Origin of the sequence: Amycolatopsis sp. NPDC051372 (assembly GCF_040682095.1) — a bacterium.
In the GTDB taxonomy this organism is placed as follows: domain Bacteria; phylum Actinomycetota; class Actinomycetes; order Mycobacteriales; family Pseudonocardiaceae; genus Amycolatopsis.
This window is the reverse complement of the sequence record NZ_JBFBAF010000010.1, coordinates 1-15,672: the sequence shown is the minus strand read 5'-3', so window position 1 is coordinate 15,672 and position 15,672 is coordinate 1. Positions and strand designations below refer to the sequence as shown.

Genomic DNA, 15,672 nt, shown 5'->3' with positions numbered 1-15,672 from the left:
GAGTCCGTCCGCGGAGAGCCCCCTTGCCTGAAGGCGCCGCGACGCGAACGTTGTCGCCATGCACGCCCGGGTTATCGAGTCTCGCTGAAACCAAACCCGACGCAGCGGGTCTGGCGCGACGATGAGGTCGTCGGTCGCCACGCGGTCGGCAACCCGGAGATCAGCGCCGAGGTATACGGACGCGTATTGCTCGGCTCCACCAGCCCGTGGACGCGAACACCTCTGCCATGCGGTTGACGGGGCGCTCGGCCCACACCTCCTTCTGTGCCTGCTCGCCCCACAGTCCGGTGAACCAGGCACAAACGTTCATCAAGCCGGTGGCGCAGGCGGTGGAACCGAACCCGCGCGCGCTCGCGTGCGACTTCGAGTTTGGTGCGGAAGTCCACCTGCAGCCCACCGAAGCGCTTCGGCTGCATAATCGAGAACAGCTCCGCGTGCTCGATCGCGGCGAGGTTCTCCTCGGAGATCCGGCGGGTTTCCTCGGTGCAGGCCGCGTTGGCGGCCAAGATCGGGACGAGTTTGTCTGCCCTCTCGACGAGATCGACACGCGCGTCGCGCTCCAGCGAAGTCACCGAGGTCCGATCGAGAACGTAGTCCATCACGCCTCCTTGCTAATGCTGCTCCACGACGGTATCCACGCCGGTCTCCGTTCAGGAGCGCGCTGCGCAATTCGGATGTCAACCATGCGCGAAGCGGACATCCGGGTGCCGCCGGACCGTCGCTTTCGGACCCCGGGCGTTCTCGAGGAAGGAGACGACGGCCGGGTTCGTCCAACCGATTCCCTCCTGTGCCGACCGGCGAACCCGCTGCCTCGAACTCGCCCGGGACGTGGCCGGCACCGAGGCCCAGTTCCAGACGGCCTCCGGTCAGCCGATGGACATCGGCGACGTCGCCGGCAAGGTAGGCGGGAGTGAGGCCGGCGGCGCGGCCTGCTCGACTGCCTCGACAATCCCTGCAGCCCGCTGGTCGTCGCCTCGGCGCCGGGATCGTCACCACTCGCGCACGCCGCTGCCGGGCCGAGTCGGGCCCGCGGAATCCAGGGGTGAGGAACCGGAGCAGGCAGCCGGCGAAGCCGACGATCCGGCTACACCAGGTGGCTCAGCACGTCGGCCTCAAGGAGAGGGACCGTACCAAGCGGCGTACGGTGGACGACAAGATTATTGCTCGATCAGGCAAAGGTATGGACCTGAATTCGGCAAAGTAATCCGTGACATCGACGATGGTGAACCCCGGCAGTCGGTATATTCGATCGATCAGCTTACCGCCGCCCGCGCCGACCGTGATCTGCTGGATTGGTTGCGTCAGCGTCTGCATGCGCGCCGTTGCAGAGCCTTCTCGAACGAGCTCCGATGGGTAGCGCCGTGGACGCAGCTCCTGCGGACATGATTGACCGACAATCACGCGTGGTGCGGGTTATGCGCGATTGTCGCCGGCAGATGTCACGAGCAGCACAACCGCAGAGGCTTAATTGGTACTGCAACGGCAGTGAGGTGAGTGGGTAGCCGGGTCGTTTGTAGTGGCTGAGGCGTGCTTGGTGTTGTCGTCGACGGCGGCAGCGTGACCACGACCAGACGCGGTCGACGACGTCGACGACACGCAGGACGCGTCGGCGAGCATCAACAGAGTGATGTGGGCGTACCGCGGCCGCCAGGACCGGACCTGAGAGTGATCCAGCCCGGTTTCGTTTTTGGCCTGCTGGAAACGGCTTGTCTCGACGTGACGCCGGAATCGGTCGGTCAGTCAGAAGCGGGAGTCAGTCGCCCGTGGCCGGACGTGCTGCTACGTCCCGCGGACCAGCTCGAGGCACTGACCGCCTTCTTCGCAACGGGCCGACCACGCCCCGCTCGATGTGTCGGGCTTCGCTGGTGGTGAGGCCGCGGTCCAGGTCGACTCCGCGGTCGAGGCGGATCGAGCAGTTGAGAGCTCCGTCTTCGTCTTCCCCGCCAATCGCCGAGCCTGCGTCACCCGGGCTCGATCGAAAGCGGTCGCCATTCAGAACCAGGACACAGGCTGTTCCATGACCTCCCCCCAGCGCCGCGGCAACGGCGAGGACGTGGTGATCACCACGTCCTCGCCGACAAGCCCACCGAGCTCGTACTGGACCTGACCGGGACGACATTCTTCTCCTCCGCCGCCCCGGTGCCTTGGCAGACGCCGACCTTCCGCCGGCGTTCGCGTGGCTTGTGCCCAACAGGGGTCATGGTGTGGCACGGCGTCACGCGATCCGGGCTCACATGTTCTTCGCACCCTCCACAATGGCCTCGCGGATGCGGGCATAAGTGCCGCAGCGGCAGATGTTGCGGATCTCGTCGAGGTCGTCGTCGGTGAGGTCGCGGCCGGCGGCGCGGGCCTGGCGGACCTTGGCCACCGCGGCCATGATCTGCCCGGGTTGACAGTAGCCGCACTGCGCGACGTCCTGCCGCAGCCACGCTTCCTGCATCGGGTGCAGGTCCTTGCCCACAGTGGCGGGCAGGCCTTCGATCGTCGTGACCTCGTCGGTGGGAGCGATTTTCGAAACAGGCACCGAGCAGGGGTTGAAGGCCTTGCCGTTGATGTGGCTCGTGCACGCCTTGCAGACGTCGAGCCCACAGCCGTACTTCGGGCCTGTCACGCCGAGGCGGTCGCGCAGCACCCACAGGAGCCGTTCGGTGTCTTCTGCTTCCACCGTGACCTGCTCACCGTTGAGCTTGAAGGTGTGTTGTGGCACGGAGAACTCCTAGTAGGCGTAGTCGAGACCATCGACGGGGGAAGGCGGGGTGGAGGGTTCCAAAGGCAGCGGCTCGAACGAGAGCGTGCCGTGGTTGATCGGGAACGAGGTCGGCATCTTCCCGGTGGCCCGCGCGTACGCGCAAGCGACGGCGGCGAACGACGGCGCGACCGCCAGCTCCCCGGCACCACTCGGGGTGTCCGAGGTGTTCGGCATGATCACGACCCGCGTCTCGACGGGGGTGTTCCACTCGCGCGTGTAGAAGTAGTTGTCCCAGCTGCCTTCGAGCGGGATGCCGTCCTTGATGTGGAGGCTGGAGGTCAGGCACATCGCGATGCCGTCGTTGAGGCCGCCGATCATCTGCGCTTCCAGGCCACGCGGGTTGATCGCGAACCCGGGATCGACCACGACGAGCGCCTTGGTCACGCGCGGCCCGGTCACCGCCTCGCGGACCTTCCGGTTCACCGTCTCCGGGCGGCAGTCGATCTCCACCAGCACCGCCACGGCGCCCTTGTACTCCGCGTGCAACGCGATGCCCTGGGCGGTGCCCGACGGCATCGACCGGCCCCACTCACCGACCTGGACGGCCTTGTCGAGCACCGCGCGCAACCGGGCGTCCTTGAGGAACTCGCGCCGGAACTGCACCGGGTCCTTGCCCATCTTCTTCGCCAGCTGGTCGACCACGAGCTCTTCGGCCGTCACCACGTTCGGCGAGTAGATGTTGCGCATGCTGCCGGTGTTGAACTTCAGCGGGATCTCGTTGAGCAGCTGCGTGGTCACGCCGAAGTTGTATGGCGAAGACTGCGTCAGCTCGAAGATCGACTCCGCGAAGCTCAGGTTGCCCGCGATGGGCAGCTTCGCCGTGGTGGAGGTGAGCATCTCGCCGAGGCCGTGGCTGAACTCCGTCTGAACGCTGGTGTGCCGCTGCTCGAAGCTCACCACGTTGCCGAGGGCGTAGGTGGCGCGCACCCGCGAAACGCACATCGGGTGCACTCGGCCCTGCCGGAAGTCGTCGGTGCGCGACCACATGAGCTTGACCGCTTTGCCCATCTTCTTCGACGCCTCGGCGGCTTCGAGCGCCGCGTCGTGGAACAGGTGCCGGCCGAACGAGCCGCCGCCCTGGGTCACGTGCACGGTGACGGCACTCTGTGGCAGACCCACCGCCTGCGCGATCTGCTGCTGCGCGACGATCGGCACCTTCAAGCACGACCAGATCTCGGCGCGGTCCGAACGGACGTCGGCAATCGCCGAGCCGGTCTCGAGCGGGCTGTTGCTGGCGAACGCGAAGGTGAACTCCGCGTCGAGCGACTGCGTCAGCACTCCCGGCACGACCAGCGGCAGCTGCGCGGCCTTGAGCTTCTTCAGCACGGTCGCGTCGGATTCACCGTCGACGGTGCCAGGACCCCAGTCCACCTTCAGCGCGCGGATGGCGTCGATGCACTGCCCGAACGTCTCGGCCCGCACGGCCACGCCGTGGGAGATCGCCGCGATGTCGGTGACGCCGGGCATTGCCTTGACGTCGGCCTCGTTCTGGATCGAGCGAACCGTGCCGTTGATCGTGGGCGGCCGGGCGACCATCGTCGGCAGAGCGCCGGGGACGTCGTGGTCGAGGGTGTACTTCTTGCGCCCGGTCACGGCCTCGTAGGCGTCGATGCGGTTCTGCGCGGTGCCGAGCACCTTGAAGTCCGCCCGCGACTTGAGCTCCGCCGTGGCGCTGGTGGTCTTCACGGCGGCGGCGGCCTTCGCGAGCGAGCCGTACGACGCCTGCTTGCCGCTGGTGTGGTGGACCATCCCGTCGGCGGTGCGCAGCTCCGACTCGGACACCCCCCACTGAGCGGCGGCCGCCGAGACCAGCCGAGCCCGGGCGATCGCCGAGACGGTGCGGACCGGGGTGAAAATGCTCCGCATCGAGTTGGAGCCGCCCGTGAGCTGGTTCATCAGCAGCTCCGGGCGGGCGTCGGCGAGCGTGACGTCGACCTTCGACAGCGGAATGTCGAGCTCTTCGGCCACCATCATCGCCACCGCGGTGGTCATGCCCTGGCCCACCTCGGTCCGCGGCACCGCGAACGACGCGCGTCCGTCCGTCCCGATCTGGACGCTGATCAGGCCGGACGTGGGTGCGGCGGCGAGGTTCTGCAGGTCACCGAGGTCGAAGAGGTCCTCGGGCTGCGGGAGGGACGGAAGCGCGGCGTCGGCCGCCTGCGGCGCCACACCGGCCTGGGTGATCTGCGCGGCGACGGCGAGCGTCGGTGCCGCCAGCACGAAGCCCAGGCGCCGGTCGATGTGCCGCGGCGCCTCCGGCGTGGGCCGGGCGTCGTGGTCCTGCTGTGCCATGGGCGGCGGGTTCCTCTCGAACGACGGTGTCAGAGAAGTGCTCGGAGAATGCGGGGAGTGTTCGGATCGGGCCGCAGTGTTACACAACATCCCTCGCCACGGCCATGCACCGCGTGCCTACGTTTGCCGCAATGTCGTTGGGCGCCGTGCACAACGCGAAGGGAGTCACGACCGCCGGCGGGGCGGCAGAAGCGGGAGGGCGCGCACGACGAGGGCCAGCTCGATCGGGATTTCACCACCCGGCAGGCAGCGCCCGGTCAGCGCTTCGATCCGGCGCAGGCGGTTGAGCACCGTGTTGCGGTGGCAGTGCAGATCTTGCGCCGCCCGGGTGGCAGATCCGCCGGTCTCGACCCAGGACGCGAGCGTCTGCAGGAGGATCCGCCGCTCCTCGTCGGGTAGGTCCAGCAGTCCGCGCAGCCACTGCTGCATCAGGGAGCCGGTGAGCTCCGGCGAACTGAGCAGCAGCGCTTCCGGCAGCCGTTCGGCGAGGCAGACGACTGCCGGCTCACCGTGCGGGACGGTCCGCAACGCGAGCACCGCTTGCCGGTACGCGGTGTGCACTTCGGCCAGTCCATCGACCACCAGCGAGACACCCACCGACCCGCGGACGGCGGGAAGAGCCTTCATCAGCTCCGCGGTGTCGCACCCCGGCAGAGACACCAAGCCCACGAGCGCGTCCGCGCGAACCTGCCAGGCCGAGTGGAGGCCCGATTCGTCGAGTTTGCGCCCGAGCGCCTCGGTGAGGTCGCTCGTGGCGAACCGGCCCTCGGCCGCGACGGCCGCGTACGGCCCCTCCACGGGCAGCCGGATGATCCGGCCCGCCTCATAAGCGAACGCCGCGTCGGAAGCCCGGCCTTGCAGCAGGCCCTCCCACAGAGCCGCGCGGCGTTGTTCGTCGGCGCGGACCAGCGCCCGCTCAGCTGCGTGATACGCAGCCGCGACCTGGGACGAGATCGCGTCCACCAGTTCCCAGACGCGGGTCGCGAGGTCGAGCAGATCGTCGGTGTCCGTTTCGTGCTCCGCGCGGGCCTGCGTGATCAGCGCCTGCCAGACCATCCGCCCGCCGATGCGGAACGACCGCAGCAAGTCGTCCAACGGCAGCCGCTGCTGCGCCCGCCGCTGCCCGGTCGCCCGTGCGGCGTCGTAGAACTGCGCGACGCGCTCCGCGTCGTCGCCTTCCTGGCCGACCATCTGCAGCACGCGCTCGAGGTTGTCGTGGCACGACTTCCACAGGTCGGCTTCGGGTACGACGTTGAGCTGCCGGTAGCCCGGGTTCTGCTCGTTGATGACGCGGACAAGCTCATCGGTCAGACCGTCGACCCTGCCCAGCACGCTGCTGGCCAGCATGTGCGCCGCCGCAGGCATGTCCGCCCCCCGAGATCCACCACTGCCACTGCTCGTGTCACCGCTCGACGGCCCGACCCGGGTACGCACCCACAATCCGGCGCCTGGGATGCGGAGTCCCCGTCGACTGATTCCCAGGGAGTATCGGTCAGCGGTTCCACAACCGCAGATCCGGTATGCCGTCAGGAGGCTCCTGCCGCGCCGGGGCAAGCAGGCACACCACGTCGATGAGGACGGTGGCGTCCGGGACGAAGCCGGTTTCCAGACCCCGACGATCACGAGCATCAGGCCGATAGCGGCATCCACGAACGCACGGAGGCCGCGGATGTAATGCGCCAGGACCGCGCCCCGAACGACGGGCCCGGCGAGGTCATGATGGAGTTCTTCGACGTCGGGCAGTCCGCTCCCATCCCTGGGAAACGGCGGCCCGAGGCAACGCGCTTGCCGGCGGCGATGCGCGACCCCGAGCGCGGGTTCGGCGCCGTCGTGATCGGTGAGTCCCAGCGCCCTTCGGAGGCCGAAGCCACATGGTCGAATTGGAAGACGGCTGCGCGCCGAGGTCGCCGGAATTGTCGGGGCCCGGAACTAGCATGGCGGCACATCCGAGGGAGGTGTGCGATGCGGGATGCGGTGCTCGAAGCGGCGCGGTTCCTCGCCGCCGAACGCATGCGGCAGCTCACGCTCGAGGACGTGGCCGACCACGTCCGGTACAGCCCGTTCCACCTGGCGCGCGCGTTCGAGCGGCAGGTCGGCCTGCCGCCGGGCAAGTTCCTCGCCGCGCAACGGTTCCAGCTCGCCAAGGAGCTGCTGCTGGACACCGGCGAAAAGGTCGTCGACATCTGCCACGAGGTCGGGTTCTCCGCGCCCGGCACCTTCACGACACGGTTCACCGCGGCGGTCGGGGTGAGCCCACACCGGTTCCGGCAGCTGCCCGACCTGCTCGCCGAACACCCGCCGGCTCCGGTCCGGGTGGCCGGCGCGGACTGCGCAGGCGGAGCGGTCACCGGCCGAGCGCTGCTGAGCCCGGCCGCGCTCGCCGCGCTGGACGGCGGCCCGGCGGTCTACGTCGGGCTGTTCGCCGCGCGGGCGGCGCGCGGCATCCCGGTCAGCGGCGCGCTGCTCGGGCCTGACCTGGAGTTCGTGCTCGCCGGCGTGCCGCCCGGCACCTACCGGTTGCTGGCCTGCGCCCTGCCTGCGGCCGCCGATCCGCGCGGACAGCTCGCGCCGAGGGTGCAGGCGGTCGGCTCGGCCCCGCGGCCGGTGCGGATCCGGCCTGGCCCGGTGCCGCTGAGCCAAGACGTCCAGCTGGACCTCGCGCCGTCGTGGTCGCCTCCGGTGCTGGTCGCGCTGCCCCCGCTGGCCTCGGCGGGAGCGCAAGAATGGAGAAGCGGCGGCCGTCTCGCGCGAATAGGTTGAGCTGGTCAGGGGACGGAGGCAGGGAGCGGGCATGCCTGGAGTTCGAGTACTGGTCGGCACGCGCAAGGGCGCATTCATCCTCACCGCGGACGAGGACCGCACGCACTGGGAGGTGGACGGACCGCACTTCGGCGGCTGGGAGGTCTACCACCTCGCGGGTTCGCCCGCGGACCCCGAGCGGCTGTACGCGTCGCAGTCCACGTCGTGGTTCGGGCAGCTGATCCAGCGCTCCGACGACGGCGGCAAGACGTGGCGCCAGGTCGACCACGACTTCACCTACGAGGGCGGCGCCGGCGAGCACCTCTGGTACGACGGCACGCCGAAGCCGTGGGAATTCACCCGGATCTGGCACCTGGAGCCGTCGCTCACCGACCCCGACACCGTGTACGCGGGAGCGCAGGACGCCGCGCTGTATCGCAGCACCGACGGCGGGCAGAGCTGGCGGGAACTCACCGGGCTGCGCAAGCACACGTCCGGACCGGGCTGGCAGCCGGGCGCAGGCGGATTGTGCCTGCACACCATCATCCTGGACCCGCGGAACTCGGAACGAATCTTCGCCGCGATCTCCGCGGCCGGCGCATTCCGCAGCGACGACAGCGGCGAGACCTGGCAGCCGATCAACCGTGGGCTGCACTCCGACGGCATCCCGGACCCGGACGCGGAGGTCGGGCACTGCGTACACCGGATCGCACTGCACCCCTCGCGGCCGGACGTGCTGTTCATGCAGAAACACTGGGACGTGATGCGCTCGGACGACGCCGGGGAGCACTGGCGGGAGATCAGCGGCAACCTGCCGAGCGACTTCGGCTTCCCGATCGCGGTGCACCCGCACGAACCGGAGACGGTTTACGTGGTCCCGATCCACAGCGACTCCGAGCACTATCCGCCGGAGGGCAAGCTGCGCGTGTACCGCAGCCGCACCGGCGGCGACGAATGGGAGCCGCTCACCAACGGCCTGCCACAGCAGGACTGCTACGTGAACATCCTGCGCGACGCGATGGCCGTCGACTCCCTCGACGAGGCAGGCATCTACTTCGGCACCACCGGCGGCCAGGTCTACGCGTCCCGCGACGCGGGCGAGAACTGGGCCCCCATTGTGCGGGACCTGCCCGCGGTGTGCTCGGTCGAGGTACAGACCCTGCGATGACGACCGTAGTCCGCGTCAAGCTACCCACGCACCTGCGCCACCTGGCCAAGGTCGACGGTGAAATCCAGCTGCCGGTCGACGACCCGCCGACGCGCGAGACCCTGCTGGACGCGCTGGAACGCACCTACCCGCAGTTGCGCGGCACCATTCGCGACACGACCACCGGCAAGCGCCGCGCGTTCGTCCGGTTCTTCGCCTGCGAGGAGGACCTGTCGAACACCGCCCCGGACGCCGAACTGCCCGCACTGGTGCGGTCGGGAGCCGAACCGTTCCTGATCATCGGCGCCATGGCAGGCGGCTGACCACGAACCACCAACTGGGGAGGCTTCCTGGCCTCGGTGCGGCCCGGGGGCGCACCGAGGCCAGGGCTCGTTCGGGCTCTCCCCCGCACCAATACCCATACCCGCTCCGGGCGTCACAGCGGCCGAAGTCCTCTCCGGACGCGGCCGTCCCGAACAGCACAGCGATCATCTGATCCTTCGTGTTGTTGAACTGGAACAGCGACCGCGAGACGTGGCGGCAATGCGGCGCATCTCGGAGGATTCGGCCGCACCCACAAGAGCCGAACGAGCCCGGACCTGCCCGTCAATTGCCGTGGAGCAGATCTGGAGCGTTACCGTGAATTCGACGACAGCCAACCGCATCGAATCTCACCCAACGCGCTGTTCGGAAGAACACCCACCGTCATTTCTTCACGTCGAGCTCTGCGGCTGCTCGGCTTCACGGACCTGACCATCGCCCTCGGCCGGAGTCCCTGAGGGGTCCGGCCGAGGGCGATGATCAGGAGCCGCAGTTGGTAGCGTCGCCTGCCGGGTGCCTGGTGGGCATCTGCAGCACGGTCCCGGGCCTGACCTGGCGCACGTCATCGCTGCCGCTGCCGACCCGGACCGGGAGTGGCGGGCCGGAGCGCAAGGTCAGTATCGTCGTTCGGTCGCCAACGGACAGGTCGAACGAGCGGCCGTGCCACTTGACCCCGGTGATGTCGACACCCGGCAGTTGCGGCGGCAGGAAGGGATCGACGGTGACGACGTCGGTTCCCCAGCGCAGCCCTGTGAACCCGTAGAGGAACTCCTGCAGGTAACCGCCCTGGCCCGTGGTGAAGTCGAACGCTCCGCCGGTGCGGGTCTCGTACCACTGGTTGAACGGCGCGGCCAGGTACGGGTCCGAGCTGTTGCGCAGGGAGGTGTAGACGTCGCAGCCGGGCGACCCGAGGGCGGCACCCGCGATGGTGGCGATCGCGTCTGTCATGGACGGGCCGTTGAGGTCGGTGCGCTGCTTGTAGTAGTCGAGGTCGTTTTGGGCGAGGCCGCGCGACATCGGCACCGCCAACGGGTACTGCAGCAGCGTGACGTCGGCCTGTTTGACGGTCTGCCCGGAGTACCCGTCGAACTCGGGATGGATGTTCGTCGTGGTGTCGACCGGGATCTTCAGACCGTCAGCGACCTTGCGCCAGGCCGGATCGGCGGTCCGGCCGAGGATGCCCGCGGCGCGGATCGCGATGCGCAACGAGGCTTGCGCCCCGGCGTTGGTGGTCACGCTGTTGTTGACGTTGTCGTGGTACTCGTCCGGACCTTTGACATCGTTGATGGCGTAACCGCCGGCCGGGTCGGGAACGGCACGCGTGGCCCAGTAATCGGCGATGCCCTGCAGCACGGGCCAGGCCTTGTCCCGCAGCCAGGTCTTGTCGCCGGACGCTTCGTAGTACTGCCACTGCGCGAGGGCGACGTCGGAGTTGATGTGGATTTCCTGCTTGCCGTCGGGGGACCAGTCCGGGGTTGTCTCCTTGCCGGTCAGCGCGCTCTGCCAGGGGAACTTCGCGCCCTCGATCGGATGGTCCGGAGTGGACAGTGCCGCAGCAGCGGCCCGGGCCGCAGGCAGGCGCTGCTGCCGGTAGGTGTTCGCGTCGGCGGCGATGTCGGGGTACTGGGCGAGCAGTGCCGGGTACATCCACGTCTCCGTGTCCCAGAACACGTGACCGCTGTAGCCGTCCGAGGACAAACCGCCCGGGCTGGCACTCCAGAGGACCCCCGCGCGCACACTCGCGAGCAGGTAGAACATCGACGCGTGGATCTGCGCGGTCATGGTGGGGTCACCGGGAATCGAGATGCTCGACTGCCACAGGCGTGACCAGGCGTCGCGGTTGCGTGCCAGCGCGCGCTGATAGCCGTCCGCGGCGGCGCGGGCCGCGGTCTTCGCGGCGGCCTGCTGCGGAGTCGCGGCCGCGAGCGGGCGGTCGGTGTCGACGCTGGAGGCGACGCCGACGTACTTGGTGATCTGCAACGGCTGTCCGGCGCGGACCGGGAAAGTCGCTCGCTGTCCGGCACCGCCGTCACCAGGGTCGGCGATCGCCTGGGTGGGAACCGTCTTCCCGTCGACGCGCAGCACTGAGTTCAGCCCGGCGGTGACGAGATTCCCGTTGCTCACGACGGTCTGCGACAGTGTCGCGGTCTTGCCGTCCACGCGCGGGCCCGTCGTCGACGCGTGGTCCAGTCCCCGGCCGTCGAACTCGTCGACAGCGGTGGCCGTTCCGCTCCAGTGCGGGACGGCCCGCACATTCACCGTGCCCAGATGACCCTCCGAGCGGTTGGCGTTGACCTCGTAGGCGAAGCTGGTCGTATCCCCCGCGGGCGAGGTCCAGTCGAACGACGTGGTCAGCACACCGGTGCGCAGGTCCAGCCACTGCCGGTAGTTCGCGGTGGTACCGATCGTGGCGGGAGCGATCTGCGTCGGCGGCTGCGCGCCGTCTGGATACAGCGCGAGGTAGTCGACGTTCACCCGCGCCGTGTCCCCCTCGGCGACGGTGACCTCGAGCGTGTTCGCGCCCGCGTTCAACGTGACCGGCACGGTCACCACCGCCCAGTCGTCCCAGCCGGCCAGGCTGGGTACGGACAGCTGCTGGAGCGTGCCGTTGACGCTGATGTGGATCGTCTGCGGGCTGCCGCTGCCGTTGCCGTACCGCACGGCCAGCGTCGCCGGGCCGGCCGGTGCGTTCCGGATCGGGATGACGTCGGTGCCGCCGACAGTCGGGGTGTTGTCGTTGTTCAGGCCGGCCAAGTAGCTCCCGACGATCGAGCCGGGATGGGAGGACTCGACGAACGCGCCCCCGGAAATCTTCCCGTACGCGGTCGGACACAACTCGCCGAACCCGCAAGACCAATCCCCGAGCCCGTAGACGTCGCCGTCGCGGCCGAACCCGAGCGTGGTCCAGGCCGGCAGGCCCGCTCGCTCCTCTTGCCCCGCGGCGGGGGCGCCGTAGAAGCCGGCGAGCTCGGACTGGGTGACGATGGGCTTGGTGCTGTACCCGTGGCCGGCCGCGGGTACCCGTGCGGCGAGGTAGCCGTTGCCGACGAACGTCGGAGAGTAGTTCTTCGATGTGTCGCTCGTGCTCAGCACCCAGCCGTCGCCACCGCCGGCCGGCCCCGGCACGGGAGCGGCCGAGGCCGGTACCGTCACCAAGCCCAGCAGCAGACCGCCGGCCGCCAGCAGGAAGCCCGCCCTGCTCCTGAGCACGCCCGAACGGGAACGGCCCCAGGCCGGCCCACGGCGCGAGGCGCGAGGCCCCGTTCTGCCGGCTCCTGTGTCCTTGCCGTGCATCTTCATCGAAACGGCACCTCCTGGCGACGGGACGCGCGGCGGCGAGACAAGCCGGCCACTCCCTGAGCGGCCTGGCCCGGTTCCGGTACCCACCACGGCACATATGTTGCGGGCAACAACATATAGGCGGGAGGAGGGCTGGTAAAGATACAGAACGGTGGCGACGGAGGTGTCCGGAGTCACCCGCTCGCGCGCAGACGCGTGCCAGATGTGGGCCGCGGCCTCGCGCTGTCAGTCGGCCAAGGTCCGGACCAGGTCGCCCGGTCGCAGGTCGAACCCGCCCATCGCCTCTCGCCGGAGTTCAGGTCCTGCCGGTCGAACCGCCGCTGCGGAAACTCGGCTTCTCGGTACGGGACGGCGTCGACCCCGCGACCGGACGGCCGTACACGATCGCGACGAACGAGCCGGGCACCGAGCGCGCGTGGGGGATGTACGTGATCGACCGCTCGGCGCCGCCGTCGCTGGTCGTCGAGGTGCCGCATCCGGGGTTCGACCTGCGGACGGAGCTGTTCGGGGTCGACCTGTTCCGGCAGGTGCCCGGCGCAGTGCTGCTGGTCGCGGGCGCGCACCGGAAGGCGACGACAGCCACGCCGACGTCGCACACGAAGAGGATTCGGTGTTCCACGTCGTCGCGGCCGCGCTGGCGGCCCGCGGGCTGCCTACAATCTGCCGTCGCTCATTCGATGTGACTTCACCGTCGGAACAACTCCCAGGTGCGTCATAAAAGACTTCGTCCCGACATTCAATATCGACAGCGTCGAGTTCCCGATCGCCGAAACGCGAGAAGGCGGAAGCATGAACGGACCCGACTGCGCTGAGGAACACGGACGTGGGCGTTGATCTCGGACAGTTGTGCAAGATCAGCAGGTCCAGGACGGCGAAGCGTCCCGGGTCACCACCCGATGAACCGCCGGGGCTGGGAGCCATTCGAACTCGGATGAGTTAGGGCAGCTCCCAACCCCCTCGAGCACGCCACATTCACGAAGATCGTCGACGCCGGCGAGCCACCAGGCCCGCCGAGAGTTCGGCCTCGAGCACCAGGTTTGTATCGGCAACCACCCCCGAAACCTCAGCAGCCAACCGGTACATCTCGTGCCCCCGCAACATCTCGGCGCGTGAGGGATCAATGCCCGACGCACGCATCTCTGTCGCCAGCACGTCCGGATTGCTGCCCGTGCGCGCCACGGGGCTGATCGGATCGAATTGGCACTGTAGCTCTCCGTCGCGCCAGTAAACAAAGCCTTCCAGCCCGGAACCCGTCCGAGAGACCTGGACGGCACGCCTTCCACTCGTGGACAAGCTACGGAGCAACTCTGGCTTCGTCGCAATAAGCGACTCCAACTCCACAACCACAGCCCAGCCGCCAGACTGAGCTATACGAATACCGCTTCGGTCACCACCAGCCAGCACACTCAGCGGCCCAGGCCTCATCGGCACATCAAGTTCCTCAGCAGAAAGGATTCCAAGGATCTCTCCCGGCATGAGCCCCTCGACGAACGTCAAGCAAACCATCACCACGGCCGGGTCATCGGCCCACCCGAACGGATCATTCCCCGCGTCCAGCATCCTCAGATCCTAACCAGCAACGGCGAAGCAAGATCGGACGTCTGCGTAGCGATCTCGAAGTACGCGGCGCAGGCCATGACGCGACCACTCAGGGAAACCAACAGCCCGTGCTGGCCGTCGGATCCAAGGGCGATGCGCCCACGTGACCGGAACTGACGACATACGCTGCAGCCGTGATCAACTGGCGCAACACCACCCACGACTGGGCCGGCACGGTGGACACTGCACACCTCGAGGCCATCCGCTCCGCGCCCCCGGAGTTCGCCAGGCGGTGTGCGGCATCTGGTGCTCGAGGTCTTGGCCTACGCGGCAGAGGAGGCCGAGGCGTGCGGCGGCGGTACCGTCGTGGTCACCGAGCACGCGGATGGTTCGATCTCTGTCGCCGACGATGGGCGCGGCACCGACACCCGCGTCGGCAATGCCGGGCGCACAGTCAAGAAGCCGGTCATGGCGACCAAGGACCTGCGCTTTTTCGACCACCCGGCGGCCGCCATGCTGCCTGACGGGCATCCGCGCCGGGGCATGTCGGTGGTGGCAGCGCTGAGCGAATGGCTCGAGCACGTCAACCGGCGCGCGAACGGATCGTGGCGGCAGCGCTACGAGCGCGGCATCCCCGTGACCGACCTGACCCCGATCTGCGATGACGGCGCCACAGGCACCACCGTCCACTTCCTTCCGACACTGCGCGGGCCGGTGGACTTCAGGGGGCTCGACTTCGGACCGCACTTCACGGTGGTCCTCCGCTGACGCGCCGAAACACACTTAGGTCGCGCGCAGCGCGCGCCGTCCTGGGTCTCTCCCACCAGCGTGCCCTCGATCAGCAGGTGCAGCCAGTCGGCCGCGCGCTCACGGTGGCGTGGTCCATCTCCTGCAAGTCCCACATCAGGCGCTCACGAAGCGACCGGCGGAAACGTCGGTCTCGACACAGACCGGATAGTCGAGAATCTCGAGGGCGACGTCACTGGCGAAGCTCAACGCCGACACCGGGCATGGCTTGTCGGTCGAGATCACCTTCGAGACGTTCGGCTCAGGGTCACGGATCGACTACCCGCGCGTCAGCCGATGCGACACCTGGGAAGACTGAGGCATGCCCGCGTGCCGTCACGAACGAACGGGGTTTATCGCCCTTAAATCGCCCCTACTCCGGGTAACAAAAAAGCCCAGGTCAGCGACCTAGGCTTGGATGCTCCCCCGCTTGGACTCGAACCAAGAACCCTCCGGGTAACAGGCGCACGTGCCGAGTTCGTCATCTCAGTGCACCTCGTGCCGTCTACGTGCGGCGTTGACCTGCACCGTCATGGTCGTATGTCATCTCAGTGCATCTCAGTGCATCTCATGTCGCGCCATTCTTGGACAGTTCCTGGACACCTGCCGATGCGGGCCCGCCCAACGAGGTTCGTTCATCTGTTCGATGCCCGAAACGACAGCCGTGACAGAGCTGGTGAAGTGCGTGCGGTGCCAGGTGCAATACGACCTCGGCGACCGCGCTGACACGGTGAAGCCCCGGTCACCGTTGTGGTGGCCTGGTCCACGGCGATGACCTCGTCGTTGGTGAGCAGCTTGG

12 protein-coding genes and 1 pseudogene are annotated in these 15,672 nt (G+C 68.4%); 5 read left to right on the top strand and 8 right to left on the bottom strand.

Annotation, left to right across the window (positions count from 1 at the left end):
* Nucleotides 1–71 precede the first annotated feature (71 nt).
* The 5 genes and pseudogenes from AB0M56_RS16830 to AB0M56_RS16810 form a co-directional block, all read right to left on the bottom strand.
* Nucleotides 72–599, bottom strand: a complete 528-nt coding sequence (locus AB0M56_RS16830) for a hypothetical protein (protein ID WP_364176474.1) — start codon at nucleotides 597–599, stop codon at nucleotides 72–74.
* Between the two features lie 865 nt (nucleotides 600–1,464).
* Nucleotides 1,465–1,701, bottom strand: a pseudogene (locus tag AB0M56_RS16825) (hypothetical protein); the annotation flags it as partial.
* Between the two features lie 529 nt (nucleotides 1,702–2,230).
* A complete protein-coding gene (locus tag AB0M56_RS16820; protein ID WP_364176471.1) occupies nucleotides 2,231–2,707 on the bottom strand; it encodes a (2Fe-2S)-binding protein in 477 nt (158 codons plus the stop codon).
* A 9-nt stretch (nucleotides 2,708–2,716) separates the two neighbouring features.
* Complete coding sequence (locus tag AB0M56_RS16815) at nucleotides 2,717–5,041, bottom strand: molybdopterin cofactor-binding domain-containing protein (protein WP_364176468.1); 2,325 nt, start codon at nucleotides 5,039–5,041, stop codon at nucleotides 2,717–2,719.
* Between the two features lie 165 nt (nucleotides 5,042–5,206).
* On the bottom strand, nucleotides 5,207–6,406 hold the full coding sequence (locus AB0M56_RS16810; RefSeq protein ID WP_364176465.1) for a helix-turn-helix domain-containing protein: 1,200 nt from the start codon (nucleotides 6,404–6,406) through the stop codon (nucleotides 5,207–5,209).
* A gap of 597 nt (nucleotides 6,407–7,003) precedes the next feature.
* On the opposite strand from AB0M56_RS16810, the gene AB0M56_RS16805 reads away from it, so the two are divergent.
* The 3 genes from AB0M56_RS16805 to AB0M56_RS16795 are packed head-to-tail and all read left to right on the top strand — an operon-like array spanning nucleotide 7,004 to nucleotide 9,250.
* Entirely contained in the window at nucleotides 7,004–7,801 is a 798-nt protein-coding gene (locus tag AB0M56_RS16805) for a helix-turn-helix transcriptional regulator (protein WP_364176463.1), read from the top strand.
* A 31-nt stretch (nucleotides 7,802–7,832) separates the two neighbouring features.
* Nucleotides 7,833–8,948, top strand: a complete 1,116-nt coding sequence (locus AB0M56_RS16800; protein ID WP_364176460.1) for an exo-alpha-sialidase — start codon at nucleotides 7,833–7,835, stop codon at nucleotides 8,946–8,948.
* Nucleotides 8,945–9,250, top strand: a complete 306-nt coding sequence (locus AB0M56_RS16795) for a MoaD/ThiS family protein (RefSeq protein WP_364176457.1) — start codon at nucleotides 8,945–8,947, stop codon at nucleotides 9,248–9,250. Before AB0M56_RS16800 ends, AB0M56_RS16795 begins: the two co-directional genes overlap by 4 nt.
* 478 nt (nucleotides 9,251–9,728) lie before the next feature.
* Here the strand turns inward: AB0M56_RS16795 and AB0M56_RS16790 are convergent, their stop codons facing one another.
* The gene (locus AB0M56_RS16790; RefSeq protein WP_364176454.1) at nucleotides 9,729–12,458 is read right to left on the bottom strand and encodes a glycosyl hydrolase family 65 protein; all 2,730 of its coding nucleotides are present in this window, start codon (nucleotides 12,456–12,458) and stop codon (nucleotides 9,729–9,731) included.
* 512 nt (nucleotides 12,459–12,970) lie between these two features.
* Between AB0M56_RS16790 and AB0M56_RS16785 the strand changes: the two genes are divergently transcribed.
* Entirely contained in the window at nucleotides 12,971–13,231 is a 261-nt protein-coding gene (locus AB0M56_RS16785) for a hypothetical protein (RefSeq protein ID WP_364176451.1), read from the top strand.
* 289 nt (nucleotides 13,232–13,520) lie between these two features.
* Here the strand turns inward: AB0M56_RS16785 and AB0M56_RS16780 are convergent, their stop codons facing one another.
* Entirely contained in the window at nucleotides 13,521–14,108 is a 588-nt protein-coding gene (locus AB0M56_RS16780; RefSeq protein ID WP_364176449.1) for a DUF6461 domain-containing protein, read from the bottom strand.
* A gap of 273 nt (nucleotides 14,109–14,381) precedes the next feature.
* On the opposite strand from AB0M56_RS16780, the gene AB0M56_RS16775 reads away from it, so the two are divergent.
* Complete coding sequence (locus tag AB0M56_RS16775) at nucleotides 14,382–14,855, top strand: ATP-binding protein (RefSeq protein WP_364176447.1); 474 nt, start codon at nucleotides 14,382–14,384, stop codon at nucleotides 14,853–14,855.
* Between the two features lie 135 nt (nucleotides 14,856–14,990).
* Here AB0M56_RS16775 and AB0M56_RS16770 read toward each other — a convergent pair whose 3' ends face one another.
* The gene (locus AB0M56_RS16770) at nucleotides 14,991–15,119 is read right to left on the bottom strand and encodes a hypothetical protein (RefSeq protein WP_364176444.1); all 129 of its coding nucleotides are present in this window, start codon (nucleotides 15,117–15,119) and stop codon (nucleotides 14,991–14,993) included.
* Nucleotides 15,120–15,672 lie beyond the last annotated feature (553 nt).